The sequence below is a fragment of the Nostoc sp. CMAA1605 genome (assembly GCF_021596505.1).
GTDB lineage: Bacteria > Cyanobacteriota > Cyanobacteriia > Cyanobacteriales > Nostocaceae > Trichormus.
Window position 1 is genome coordinate 1 of the sequence record NZ_PJIZ01000067.1, and the last position, 13683, is coordinate 13683.

The window sequence follows — 13683 nt, forward strand, 5'->3', positions numbered from 1 at the left end:
TCGCACCAAATTCTTGAGCAATATTAGGGGTGCGATCTATAGAGCCTGTATCCAATACTACCATTTCATCCACAACATCTTTCACGCTGCTCAAGCATTTGGGTAGCGTAGTTGCTTCGTTTTTCACAATCATGCACAGGCTCAGACTCATAAGCTCATTGTTAGATTATTTACTTATATAGGAATAGAGTTAAGTTTCGTGAAATCTTAACTTCAACACAAATAGATATAATTAAACCATTAATTAATGAATTGTCACCTAAAATTAAATCCTTATTTAAACTTTCTCCAAAAAAAATTCAAAATAATTGCTATGAGAACAAGAACTTACAAGCTATGTGTAAAAATCAAGATTAAAGCGTTAGTTAAGTGATTACTTCTAGGGGAAATGGTAAATTTAATGCTGGGTAAAACAGTAGGTGGACGCTACCAAATTCTCACACAGTTGGGAGGTGGTGGTTTTAGTACAACTTTTATTGCTCAGGATATCCAACGTCCCGGAAATCCTCAATGTGTTGTTAAACAGTTTAAGCCACTATCAAATGATCCATATACCTTACAAGAAGCTAGACGTTTATTTGAGCTAGAAGCAGTCACTTTAGAAAAGTTGGGAAAACATGACCAAATTCCCCAGTTATTGGCTCATTTTCAAGAAAATCAAGAATTTTTTTTAGTTCAAGAATTCATTCCTGGACACGATATTTGTGAAGAATTACCTCCTGTTAAACCACCATTAACTGAGGCTGAAGTTATCAAACTTTTACAAGAGATTCTAGAAGTTTTAGTATTTGTGCATCAGCAAAATGTTATTCATCGTGATATTAAACCAGCCAATATTCGCCGCCGAACTTCCGATGGGAAGATAGTATTGATTGACTTTGGTGCAGTCAAACAAGTTAGTGTACAGAAAACCACTGTTGATGGACAAACAAATGTTACTGTTGCTATTGGTACACCTGGTTATATGCCCAGTGAACAGGCTAATCAAGTACCTAAATTGAGCAGTGATATTTATGCAGTGGGTATTATTGGAATTCAAGCTTTAGGAGGGATAGATTTTCCTAATGCTAGTAGTCAAGGACTACCAAGACACCCTGAAACGGGTGAAATTGAGTGGCGAACAAAAGCAAAAATTAGCCATAAATTAGCTAATTTCCTGAATAAAATGGTGCGTTATGATTTCCGTCAACGTTACCGTTCAGCAGATGAAGCCTTGCAAGCGATTAAAAAAATATCATCTAAATCTTTACCAATAAAAGTTTTAGTTGGTGTAGGAATTATTGCTGCGATTATACCAGCCATTTTATTCATCTTCCAAACGGTAATTCCCAAAGACAATTTTCTCGATTATGCCAATAATAACGAAGGCATCAAGATAAAATACCCTCAAACTTGGGAAAGACAAGATTTAGGAAATATTCTCACTCAAGAACTAGTAACATTTCTATCACCTAAAGAAAGTGATGCTGATATATTCCAGGATAAATTAACAGTTAATGTAGGTAAATTTGCCGGAACATTAGACGAATCTAAAGACTTATTCACTAAAGAGATTAAAAACACTGTTTCAGAGGTTAATATTGTCAGTATAAGTCCGTCTACGCTTGCCAATAAAAGAGCATATCAATTAGTTTTCACTGGCAAAAATGGAGCTAATAGGGTCAAAAACCTGCAAATTTGGACTCTGCAAGATGAGCAAACCTACATGATTACCTACACAGCAACAGTAGATGATTATGATAAATTTTTACCCTTAGCAGAAAGAATGATTCAGTCTTTTGAAATTGAATAGTCAATAGTCATTAGTCAATAGTCAATAGTCAATAGTCAATAGTCATTAGTCATTAGTCATTAGTCATTAGTCATTAGTCATTAGTCAACACTCAACATCGGCTAAACGCCGCGCTACCCCTAACAGCACTCATTACTCATTACTTATTACTTGTTACTTATTACTCATTACTTATTACTTAGCACTCATTACTCCCCAAAATCAGTACCCTTGCTGATTAAGCATATCCATAGCTATTTTCAGGCTGGATTTCATCCGATTAAATGCTGCGGCTAAACCACCGATTTCATCTTTTGCTGTTTCATCAAAATCAGCACTCATGTCACCTGTGCTGACTTTTTGAGCGATTTTTTCTATCTTTTTAATGCGTTGAATCACAGTTTTTTTGATCAGGAAATTAATTAACAGTAGCACCACTGCGAAAATAGCAATTAACAAACCCATAATCAATGACAAACTACTACGGGCGTGATTAAAAATTTCTTTGGAAGGAACAGAAATAATTTGAGCAGCTACAATTTCATTGAGTTTCCAGCCAAAACCATTTTTTTGTCCGTAGGTGGTTAACTGACTCTTGGGTGCTAGTTCTGGTGTGGAATGACATCTTAAACAAGATTCTTTGGTAATTGCAAGTGGTCTAGCAATATAAAATACTTCACCTTCAGGTAAAGAACGCAATCCTACCAGTTGAGGAAGCTTGGTATCTCTGCGAAATTTTTCTACTAATTGGGTTTCAAACTCATCAGCTTTATCTCTCAAATTAGTAGGATTGAGTGTGGCTTCCTTATAAAGAAAATTTTCATTCCCTTCTGTTTTGCGAAAGGTTTCAAATACTTCTGTTGCAGAAAAAGCCGGAACTGTCTCTGGAATAAAGGCTGTTGCGGTTTCTAATTGTGGTGCTAATAAAGGATTGATGCGTTCTTGTGTGTATGTCCTAATTGAGTTCATGGTTTTCATTAACAATAAGGCTTGAGAACTGACTTCTCTTTGCGCCCTTTGTTGTAAAACACTTGATAAAATAACACCGCTTACAGCAATACTGATGATAAATACTAATACTAAAATTAAGTTAAATTTAGTCCCTATTTTTAGGTTGTTTAACATATTTTATAATAAAAATTTTTCAAAAATAATAGAACATATTATCAGATTTAAGACATTGAAATGGTTCGTAAAAAGTAAATAAATGTTAAAATTGTTCTATGTCCTAAGTTTAGGTATGATTTTAGTTTAGATAAAATTCAGCCTAAAATAGCGATAATGTGGCGATTTTCCCGTCGTTTTTTACTTTTAAATCTTCTAGGGTTGGCAGTTGCTAGATGCTCTTCTAACTCGACTTACCAAGGTAGATTAACCATTGGCGTGATTGATTATGATGGTGATGCAGAAGTTATTAATAGATATGCGAAGTTTAAGCGTTATCTAGCAGAGAAAACTAAAGCCAGTATTCAACTAGAGCCGACATTTAACGAAAATAAAGCGATTGAACGGTTGCAGGCTCAAGCTTGGTCTTTGGTATTTGCGCCGCCGGGATTAGCCGCAGTCGCGATCGCGCGCTCTCAGTATGTGCCGATTTTCCCCTTGTTGGGAGTGAATAATTTACGCTCAGTCTTCGTAGTTCCCAAAGATAGTCCCATCACTGATTTAAAGCAGTTACAAGGTAAAACAGTGGCGTTGGGTCAACTAGGGTCAGCAACTGGATATTATTTTCCGTTGTATAATCTGTATGGACTGACTTTAGCAGAAATCTTATTTGCGCCCACTCCCAAAACCTTACTAGAGTGGGTGACAGAGGGAAAAGTAGCAGCCGGCGCAATTTCACTCGCTGAATATAGCCTCTACAGTTCACCCAGCACTCAAGCCGGACTCAAAATACTGTACACAGATCCTCACTACGTCCCTCCTGGTGCAGTGTTAATTAGTCCAGGGGTGGGAAGCGATCGCCAAGCATTAATTCGCAAAGTCATGGGTGAGTTTCCTGGGGTTTCAGCACAAGAAGTTGGCTATGTTCCCAATGGACAAATACCCGATTATCAATACATGATGGATGTAGTAGAACGCGTGCAATTAATTGCCACAGAACTGCAAAATAAACCTGTACATTTATTCAAAAAAACAACTTAAATCTGGCTAACTGCATTTCAATTGATTTAGTCAGAATTTTATTTAACTCTTTGGCATCCTTAAATTGTAGAATTTGCTGAGTAGGTAATTCAAAAGGAAATTGCCCTTCCATCTCTTGGCGTTGCATTTGTGCTAATAATATCTGTTCTGTACGCTTACTTTGAATTGCATAGCCAAGTTCTACACAAACATTTGGACTAGGAACTACTTGCGGAGTGCCTTCTGTATCAATGCTAGCGATGGGTGTAGTGTCAGCGATAAATAACAAACTTCTGCGAATTTTCCGCATCACAGTACGGTTGAGGCGGATAGGCGCATTACTAGGACGATATGATTCGACTAAAGTTAAAGGCAGACGCGATCGCGAATTTAAATTTGCTAGACTTTGTTGTAACCCTTCCTTGAGAACATCACCAGAAGCAGCATACTCAACTTGATAAGAGAAAAAAAATCGTCGGTTCTAACTGTGCCAATATTGCCTGCTTAGTAAAATAAATTTCATGACTAATCAAGTCAATGTTGGCGACACAATAACCGCCGCTACCTTCAACATAGAATTCGATATTTTCCCCTTCCAGATAGCGTCCAAACCAAGTAGATTTTTTCACCTCATCACTATCTTCCAAAAAATCTGCACGTAAAGCGGATCTCAGCAGACTTTTCTTACTCAAGCGAATGTCCGGCGGACGTTTTTCCAGTTCTGAAATCGGTTCATAGTCCTGGAGATACCATGCTCTGAGCGCAATGATTGACATAGGACGCTTCTTAACTGTCTATGTTTATTTCTTTGCGTATAATTTTACACGGTGTCTCACAAGAGTCAACAGTCATTAGTCATTAGTCATTAGTCATTAGTCATTAGTCATTAGTCAGCACTCATTACTCAGCACCGGCTAAACGCCGCGCTACCGCTAATAGCACTCATTACTCATTACTCATTACTCATTACTTCTTCTTCCCACTGCCCCCTGTACCCCTGCCCCCCTGCCTCCTAAGACTCCCTCCCCGATACCCAGGTGTCACGCCATTTGACTGTGCCTTCTTTGGCGACTACCCAGCGACGATTGAGGGTGTTTTCTCGCAGGGGTGATTGCCCTTCGCGCCACATGGCATATTTGTAACTGATGAGTTTACCTGCGCTTTCGTTGAAGGGAATCTCGCCAAACCATGTATTGGAGTTGATGTACTCCAAAGGATAGCCTTTACTAATATCCCAATTCCCTAATTCTGGACAGTCACCGACAACAACAATGGTTTCACCAGGTTGGGTATGTACCCCGTTTAGTTGGGCGCGAATGATGGTTTGGGCTTTGACTCTTTCGCCTACATGACTTAAAACAATTACTCCCCGTGCTTCTAGTTGCAGATCGTAAATCTTACCGTCTTTGACTTCGTATTTATTGCGAGTCACGACACAAGTATGTTCACCGTCTGGTAAGTCTGTTGGGACTTCTGGTATTGTGACATCTTCGCCTCGATTTAAGGCGACAAAGCAAACAGAGGAACGATAACGACGGACGTAACAGTAAACATCAGGAGTGAGGTATTTTGCCCAATGGCTACCCATAGATACGGCAGGATTTAATCGCCGCACGCCGGAGAGTAATCTGATGTATCGATAAATGTCTGTATCTGTGTCCCAATTTTCCATCATCGGACGGTTGTAGGGGTCATTACCGCCATCGGTATCATTGTGCAGATATTGTTCTGTACCGTAATAAATGCAAGGAATACCCCGTGATGTCATAATTAAGGCGATCGCTACCTTCAACATTGCCGGATCAGGGTTAAGGCTTTGAAAGCGGGGCATATCATGGTTATCGATAAAGGTAACTAATTCTGTTGCCCCGTTGTAGCGATCATCTTGGTCGAATATCTCTTGAATTACATGAAATCCACCTTCTGCACCTTGGGCGAGGGCGGCGCGAATAGCTACACACAAGCCAAAATCTAGAATTGTCATCCCGGAATTGTTGGCAAATTCCACAGAGCGATCGTCACTAGGATGACTGTAAATCCACTCACCAAAAATGAATACTTCTGGTTTGTGATTATACATATCACTAGTAAATTCTTGCCAGAACCAAATCGGCATATGTTTGACGGTGTCTACCCGCAGTGCATCTACACCCCGATCTAGCCATTGCTTAATTGCTAGCTTGATATAGTTACGATACTCGACATTGTTTTCGTTAAACGTCGCTAAACCAGCTAATTCACAGTTTTGGACTTGCCATTCATCTTCCCAGTTCTGCACTTCACCGTAGTGGTGATACCAATGGTTGACATCGTTATGAAAGTCAGCGATTTTGATGCCATCATCATATAATTCCCCTTTACTACCTTGAGTGTCAGGGCTACTGTGGTTACAAACAATATCTAAAATCAGCTTCATTTTCCGCTTGTGCAGTTCTGCAATTAAGCGGTCAAAGGTGGTATCTTTTGTAGACTGCGTATTATTTAAAGAAGGGTTTTCGCCTTTACCAATGTAGCGGGGATTAATTCTTTTAAAATCTTTTGTCCAGTAGCCGTGCATAGCGGCGTTACCAACAAATAATTCCTCGACTTGTTCAAACAAGGGAGTCAGCCAAATTGCACTCACTCCCATATCTTTTAAATAATCTAATTTGTCGATAACTCCTTGTAAGTCCCCTCCCCAATACTTACCCCAATCTTCTCCTTGAGGATCGTAAAGTTCAGGGTTATGACCTTCACTATTATCGCGATCGCCATCATAAAAGCGATCTACCACAACAAAATAAATCGTTTCTTGGCGAAATTCAATATCCCTCGTATACAGAAATTCTAAATTAATTTCTGATGCGGGTGCTTCTACTAAAGCTTCTACCTCTGCATTAGCATTTTCTACTTGATATTGTCCGGCGGAATATAGTGATGGTGGTGTTTTTACCATAGTGAGTTGCAAATTTATATGTCAAGAAATTAGAAATATATTTGTTTCTAGATTCGTAGAAACTATAGGTATTTTCTAATTATTTTTGGAAATTAAACATCCATCGCTAGACAGATAGTAATTAAATATACTTCATCTATCCAAGGTAATAAGGTAGGGGGCAGGCTTCCGCCGTGAGCGTCAGCCGAACGGGGGCAGGAGGAGAAAGAGTTTGAGTCTTATTTACTTTTCTTCACATAGTTTGGTTTTATTGCACCGACTTACTTATCTACGTATCTAAATATCCGTTCAAACATCAAATATGAGCCTAGATAGTGTTTCTCAATAGAGAGAATCAGATTTTGTTTGAAAAGTCCCTGGTAATATATCAACTACTTACAGCCAACCAGTTTTCAAACAGCCTCTAAAATAATTTCTCAATACAACAACACCCAACATCTACTAGTTCTAATTACTTCCTCTCCTGGTTGAACTTAGGTGGGGATATAGACTGTTTCACTTTTCTCAACGAGAGGTGAAAATCAGTTACATTGCCCCCTTTTTTGGATAATTGGGGAAGTATTAACTTTCGCGTTGGGTGTTGTCGGTGATTGACGAGACAGATATAAAAATCAACAGCGTTTTTACCTCTTTTACTAACTCTACTCTAGCTGTTAAATCTGCCAGGGAAGCTTTGTAGCTTCAATTAATAAATTAGCATGAATAAATTATCTAGAATATTTATGTTATTAAACTTTACTATTTATTTGATGGTTATTTCTGACCAAAATATTGTCCATAATTAAATACTATTTCAACACAACAACACCCAACCATCTACTTGTTCTAACTACTTCCTCTCATTGCTAATCTTAACCAGGGATATAATCTGTTTCACCTTTTTAGTCAAGAATGAAATCAGTTAAATTGCCCCCATTGGTGAATAATTGAGGAAATATCAACTTTCGCGTTGGGTGTTGTCGGTTGTTAACGAGACAGATATGAAATTAAACAGCGTTTTTACCTCTTTTACTAACTACACTCTAGCTGTTAAATCTGCCAGGGAAGCTTTGTAGCTTCAATTAATAGATTAGCACTTCTACAATAGGATGGAACTAGCTGCAAACAAACTTTACGCTTGCTGTTAATTGAATCAGGTCTGGGAGACTAGAAAGCTTTCTGATATCTCCATTGAAGATATCAAGCATCATATTTCTTCAGATTAGTAAACACTTGTTATTAATTGAAGTTTTGTAAAGGATATTGTTACGGTTGAAACTGGATAAAAACAGGGCTAAAGCCCTGACTACAAGCGAATTAGTCAGATCATAATTTCTGTGGAATAGTGCGAATGGGATTTAAATCAGTCTCTATTTTGGTCTTGAGCTTGACAGGAATCTCAATCCAGAATTCTGTACCTTTGTCGATTTCGGATACACATTCCATGACTCCGCCATGATTTTTGACCACTATCTGATAACTAATTGACAATCCTAAACCTGTGCCTTTGCCTACAGATTTAGTAGTAAAAAATGGGTCAAAAATACAGTTTTTTACCTCTAGTTTCATGCCTGGGCCATTATCAGCAATGCGAATGAGAACATGGGATTTATCTGGAGAAATTTGCGTGCAAACATAAATTTTAGGTGTGTCTAGATGCTTTACTGCATATTCTTCTAGAGCATCAATGGCATTAGCAAATATATTCATGAATACTTGATTCATCTGGCCGGCATAGCATTCTACTAGTGGTAAATCACCATAATCTTTAATAACTTCAATTTCAGAGTTATACAGATGCGATTTCAGTCGATGTTGTAAAATTAATAAAGTGCTATTGATCCCTTCATGAATATCAACTAACTTACGCTCTGCTTCATCTAAACGAGAGAAATTACGTAAGGATAAAATGATGGAACGGATGCGATCTGCGCCCGATTGCATAGAAGCTAGAATTTTGGGTAAATCTTCTACTAAAAAATCTAAATCTATGTCTTCTAGGGATTGGGTAATTTGGCTGTGGGGCTGGGGATGGTATTTTTGATAAAGGCTGATCAGTTCTAGTAATTGTTGTGTGTAGTCGCTAGCATGGCAGAGGTTGCCGTGAATAAAGTTGATAGGATTGTTAATTTCGTGAGCAATACCTGCCACTAACTGTCCTAAGCTGGACATTTTCTCATGTTGAATTAATTTTGTTTGGGTATCTTGGAGGTCAAATAAAGCTTTTTCTAAATGCGTGGCTTGAGCTTTGGCTTCGGCTTCCGCTTGACAAGTTTTGTGGTAGAGTTGGGCTTGAAAAATAGCGATCGCTGCTTGATCTGCTAGCTGTTGTAATAAATTTATTTCTGCTTCTTGCCAATATCTTGGTGCATCACATTGATGAGCAATGAGTAACCCCCAAGGCTGTTGACTCATATTAATGGGAACAATCAAGTTTGACTTGACCTGCAAACTCTGTAAGAACTCGCGGTGACAATCACTTAAAGAATCTGTGTCAACATTATTAATTACTCTGACCCTACCACGGAAAAAAAGACGCGCATATTCATCAGGAAAACATCCCGATGGCATTTTCATCCCTAACACCGAATCCCAATTACCATGAACTTCCTCTACAATCACTTCGCCATTTGATTCTTCTATGAGTTGGTAAATTAAAACTCGGTCTGAGTTGAGGAGGAAACGCACCTCTGAAACTATAGTCTGTAGGGTAGTGGGTAAATCCAAACTGCGGCGGATTTGTTCTGTAACTTGCTGAATCGCTTTGGTGATGAGAAATGATTTTTCTAACTCAGCCGTTTGTTCTTGAACCCGACATTCTAAATCCAAGTTCAATAACTCTAGTTGTTGGTGAGTGTGTAGTTGTTGAATCGCCACAGCAAAATCTGAAGCCAAACTTTTTCCTAAAGCAATTTCGGCTGCACTCCATTGGGGTGCTTGGCCTTTTCGCAATTCACGCCAGGCTTCAAAAGATAGCTGTGGGAGTTTTTGACGTTGATTTTGTTCACATCTTCCCGCCCAGAGAATTTCCGTATCCCATTCGGGGCGAAAAATACTGATGACTCCGATAAATCTTTGGCGATAGTGAAGGGGGATGACCAATAGACCGCGAATAGTAGTAGACTGAAACGCAAAAGCTAAAATTGGCAACTGAGTTTCTTTGTAGAGATCAGAAATTGCCCAAACATGATCCGGTTTCGACTCAGCCATCCAGGTAATCCACATCGGATGCTGTTCAATCAAATAGTTGTTTAATTCCTTGGGTAGATTTGGTTGCGCCCCGTAAGTATATAGTTCTTTACTTTTTTCGAGATAAAGTCTGCCACCAATACCACCTAAAGCCTTAATAGTGGCTTCTAGGGCTGCTTGCAATTGAATTTTGGGCTGCTTGTGTAAGAGGTGATTGATATGGTTAATGACTGCTTCTCGGTGTTGCTGGGCGCGAGTTGCAGCCAGAAGTAGGCTTTGGGCGATGGAAATCCCTACTTGGTCAATAATTTGCTGAACTAATTTCAATTCCTGAACAGAAATATGACGTGGTTGACTGTGATGGGATACTAGCAGTCCCCAGAGTTTCTGTTGTTTAGATGGTTCTTGCAGATCAGATAAAACAATCGGGATGACTAAAGAAGACTGCACACCCATCGCTTGCAAGTATTTTATATGGCATTGGTCTACTGAGCGGTAGTAGATATTTTCACCTAGTAAAGTTTGCGATTGGTCTGGTGAGTTGAGTAATGATAACCCAATTTTGCCGGTGGAAACATCTACAATTGTGCGTTGTCTTGCCCAGAGAAACATCTGTCTGGCTTCTTGAGGAATATCATCGGCCGGAAAATGTAAACCCAATAGAGATGGTAAATTTTGAGACAATAAGGATTCTGCTATGACTTCACCGCTACCATCAGCATCAAATTGATAGACCATAACTCGGTCTGTACCTAACAACTCGCGGATTTCGTCAACGGTAGCCCTTGAGATTTCGTTAAGTTCTAGCGATCGCCTAATCCGGTTAGTAATCCTATGCAGTAAACTTTCTTGATCAAAAATTGGCGGCAAACTATGGGGTTTATCCGTAAATTCCATTAAATGTTACACCTAAACAAGATTAACCTTTAGAAACAATTTTCCCCATTTAAAACTAGGAGATTTTTACCCATGCTTCTGTATGGAGACTAATGGCAAATAACTTATTAATAATTATCTTGATTTTACTCGTTGATGATTTTAATGAATTCGGTGAAAATATCTAATTTGGATAAACTCAAACCTTGTTGATTACCAAAATTTAAACTTTAGCAGACAAATCGAAATATCGAGTTAATCCAATCCTCACACTTTGTTCATTTCCCAGGATATAAATTTTACTTTTGCGTATAATTATATGAATTTTTGTATTGATTTTTGGTTTAAATATACCAGAAATTATGCTTTTTCAAAAGTTGCGAATCTTGCTCATAACTATTGTGGTTTCATAATTTTGACCACCCATATAAGGCTATTAAAATGTCCAACAGCTTATTAGTTATTAATTTTTGCTTTCACTGGTATCATCACTAAGTAGAACGACTTGAAAAAAACAAAATATGTGAAGTAATGTAAAAAGATTGGAATCTATTTCGTAGTAAGGACTTCAGTCCTTATTAGAGGACTAAAGTTCTCTCTACAAACCTTGAATTATCTACACCGTTCTACTTAGCAATCATTAAGTTAATGAAGTTAGACAAAATTCCAGCTAAAGCTATGACTAAAAGTAAATTAGTCGCAAAATATCAAGAGCTATTTGCTTAGTAATTAGCTGCTGTACATTGCATTAATCGCCATCAATGTGGCTGCTTTGATTTTAAACTTTGTACTCTTGAGGACAACTGGTTGGAGACATGGCATTACTTAGTTGGAGATGGCGAATTTCTTCCCTGACACTCATGAGAACTTTACCTAGATGGTTTTGACCAGTTTTATCTACACCACAACCCCAAAAATAATCAGTGGGGGAATTTTCTACTAAGATTTCATTCCCTGTACTCAAAAGAGTGGCTTGAATGTCAAGATGGGTGAGAAATTTTTTCAATATAGCTTCTCGCATCACTGAGATTTTGACTAAATCCCAGTCAGAACGCAGTCTGCGGCTAGTACATCGTCCTAAAGCTGCGGCTTCTTCTGGAGTTTTAGCCGCACGGATGACGGGAATAATTACCGCATCTACACTCCCAACAAACTTTTGTGCTTGATAGTAATGCTCTACTGTTGACCAGTAAGTGCCTTGAATTTCAATACCGTGGGTAGAAAAGTTAGAAAAACAACCAAAAGGTTGCCAAACTTTATAAAAGTAAATGGTCATTTGAAAATTTTTCTTTTATATCAGATATCAACTTCTATAATGCCTTTAGATGTCAACTGTCAGTGATCTACTTGAGACTGAAAGCTATTATTTGCCTAACGATAGAAGCGATCGCAGACTGCGTAATTATATTGTGGGGAAATTGAGGCAATTTTTCCTTCTGTTTTCCCTACGATATTTTCAGGGGTAAACCATCTTGAAACACTAACAATTCTCCTGGTTGAATTGGTGTCCAGACTTCGTTATCTGTTAGGGGAGTAGTGGCGATGACGGCGACGCGATCGCTGGGTGTAGTTAATTCCCGAAAATCTACTGTCATATCTTGGTCTATCAAGTGAGCTGCTGCAAAGGGTGCTTGACGGACTATGTAACTCAGTTTTGTAGAACAGTGGGTAAAAAAATGTTCTCCGTCTGAGAGTAAGTAATTAAAAATACCTTTAGCTGCTAATTCGGCTGTGACTGATTGCAGCACAGGATATAGTTTCTCTAGAGGGGGTTTACCTTGAGGAAAACTTTGTCTGATAGTTTCGAGAATTACACAAAAAGCTTTTTCACTGTCAGTATTACCTACAGCTTGATAAAAACCTTGCGGTTCAGGTTCAAAATCAGGCAAATTACCATTGTGAGCAAACACCCAATATCTCCCCCACAGTTCCCGGCGAAAGGGATGACAGTTTTGTAAAGCGACTTCTCCTTGGGTAGCCTTGCGAATGTGAGCGATTACATGGGTAGAGTGGATGGGATAGCGTCTGACTAAATCTGCGATTGGCGAATTAATCGAAGGTTTAGCATCTAAAAATATCCGACATCCTTTTCCTTCAAAGAAAGCAATCCCCCAACCATCACTATGATCATCCGTTTTTCCTCCTCGCGCCGAAAAGCCTTCAAAAGAAAAGCAGATATCCGTCGGCACATTGCAATTCATTCCTAATAATTGACACATTGATCAGCAGTAGTTTCTGGAATTGTTGATTTGTCCTTCAAAATCAAGATACTTCAGAATGCTGACACTATTTTGGCGCGATCGCTGCATTTTCAGAAAATAGCTGTTACTGAGGCTTAGTATCAGCAATCATACTTATCCAACCACGATGCTGATAGTTAGGCTGTAAAATGATTTGAGGTTTTTTCTGATCTTCAATCTGCTAATTTTGATCCCTCAGCTATTTATATAAGGAACTCTACTTAATAAATTATTGGCTTCATATAACTTTATGCTATTTTTAAGTGTTTACACTGAAGAAATTACTTAAGAAAACAATAATTATAAAAACAGTTATGGAACTAATAGAAATGTTACATAACTATAGAATACAGGTTTTGCAATTACATTTTAATAAATTTAAAAAATCATGAATACTTGCCCTTGCTGCTCTCATAGGCTTTTACGCCATGTTCGTAGCCATGCAGTTTATTTTTTTTGTCGTCAATGTTGGCAAGAAATGCCCCTTTTACAACAGACAAAAAATCATCATTTTTCATCGATTTTAGTGTATCAGCAACAGGCATCTTATACAAAAGTTTGAATCTCAA

At 38.4% G+C, this 13683-nt stretch carries 9 protein-coding genes and 1 pseudogene; 2 read left to right on the top strand and 8 right to left on the bottom strand.

The window, feature by feature from the left end:
• Positions 1-151 (bottom strand): glycosyltransferase (locus CV014_RS20210; protein ID WP_236143705.1); only part of this gene is annotated, 151 nt, incomplete at its 3' end.
• 237 nt (positions 152-388) lie between these two features.
• Between CV014_RS20210 and CV014_RS20215 the strand changes: the two genes are divergently transcribed.
• A complete protein-coding gene (locus tag CV014_RS20215) occupies positions 389-1792 on the top strand; it encodes a protein kinase domain-containing protein (RefSeq protein WP_329608411.1) in 1404 nt (467 codons plus the stop codon).
• 201 nt (positions 1793-1993) lie between these two features.
• Here CV014_RS20215 and CV014_RS20220 read toward each other — a convergent pair whose 3' ends face one another.
• Positions 1994-2896, bottom strand: a complete 903-nt coding sequence (locus tag CV014_RS20220; protein WP_236143668.1) for a c-type heme family protein — start codon at positions 2894-2896, stop codon at positions 1994-1996.
• 153 nt (positions 2897-3049) lie between these two features.
• Here CV014_RS20220 and CV014_RS20225 point away from each other — a divergent pair, with 153 nt between their 5' ends.
• Positions 3050-3916, top strand: coding sequence for a phosphate/phosphite/phosphonate ABC transporter substrate-binding protein (locus CV014_RS20225; RefSeq protein ID WP_236143707.1), 867 nt, complete (start codon positions 3050-3052; stop codon positions 3914-3916).
• Here the strand turns inward: CV014_RS20225 and CV014_RS20230 are convergent.
• The 6 genes and pseudogenes from CV014_RS20230 to CV014_RS20255 all read right to left on the bottom strand — a co-directional run bounded on the left by CV014_RS20230 (position 3900) and on the right by CV014_RS20255 (position 13659).
• Positions 3900-4671: pseudogene (locus CV014_RS20230) on the bottom strand (hypothetical protein). The gene CV014_RS20225 and the pseudogene CV014_RS20230 overlap by 17 nt on opposite strands.
• A gap of 236 nt (positions 4672-4907) precedes the next feature.
• Positions 4908-6830: an alpha-amylase family glycosyl hydrolase gene (locus CV014_RS20235; RefSeq protein ID WP_236143669.1), complete on the bottom strand. Its 1923-nt coding sequence runs from the start codon at positions 6828-6830 to the stop codon at positions 4908-4910.
• A 1305-nt stretch (positions 6831-8135) separates the two neighbouring features.
• Positions 8136-10895, bottom strand: coding sequence for a GAF domain-containing sensor histidine kinase (locus CV014_RS20240; RefSeq protein WP_236143670.1), 2760 nt, complete (start codon positions 10893-10895; stop codon positions 8136-8138).
• Positions 10896-11652: 757 nt separating this feature from the next.
• Positions 11653-12150 carry an NADAR family protein gene (locus CV014_RS20245; protein WP_236143671.1) on the bottom strand — a complete coding sequence of 166 codons (498 nt, stop codon included), beginning with the start codon at positions 12148-12150 and terminating at the stop codon, positions 11653-11655.
• A gap of 169 nt (positions 12151-12319) precedes the next feature.
• The gene (locus CV014_RS20250; RefSeq protein WP_236143672.1) at positions 12320-13093 is read right to left on the bottom strand and encodes a class II glutamine amidotransferase; all 774 of its coding nucleotides are present in this window, start codon (positions 13091-13093) and stop codon (positions 12320-12322) included.
• 407 nt (positions 13094-13500) lie between these two features.
• Positions 13501-13659 (bottom strand): hypothetical protein, encoded by a 159-nt coding sequence (locus CV014_RS20255; RefSeq protein ID WP_236143673.1) that lies wholly within the window; start codon positions 13657-13659, stop codon positions 13501-13503.
• Positions 13660-13683: the final 24 nt, after the last annotated feature.

Excerpts from the sequence above, each read along its gene's own strand:
- CV014_RS20215 (WP_329608411.1), top strand. The coding sequence starts at position 389 with ATGGTAAATTTAATGCTGGGTAAAACAGTAGGTGGACGCTACCAAATT.
- CV014_RS20220 (WP_236143668.1), bottom strand. The coding sequence starts at position 2,896 with ATGTTAAACAACCTAAAAATAGGGACTAAATTTAACTTAATTTTAGTA.
- CV014_RS20235 (WP_236143669.1), bottom strand. The coding sequence starts at position 6,830 with ATGGTAAAAACACCACCATCACTATATTCCGCCGGACAATATCAAGTA.
- CV014_RS20240 (WP_236143670.1), bottom strand. The coding sequence starts at position 10,895 with ATGGAATTTACGGATAAACCCCATAGTTTGCCGCCAATTTTTGATCAA.
- CV014_RS20245 (WP_236143671.1), bottom strand. The coding sequence starts at position 12,150 with ATGACCATTTACTTTTATAAAGTTTGGCAACCTTTTGGTTGTTTTTCT.
- CV014_RS20250 (WP_236143672.1), bottom strand. The coding sequence starts at position 13,093 with ATGTGTCAATTATTAGGAATGAATTGCAATGTGCCGACGGATATCTGC.
- CV014_RS20255 (WP_236143673.1), bottom strand. The coding sequence starts at position 13,659 with ATGCCTGTTGCTGATACACTAAAATCGATGAAAAATGATGATTTTTTG.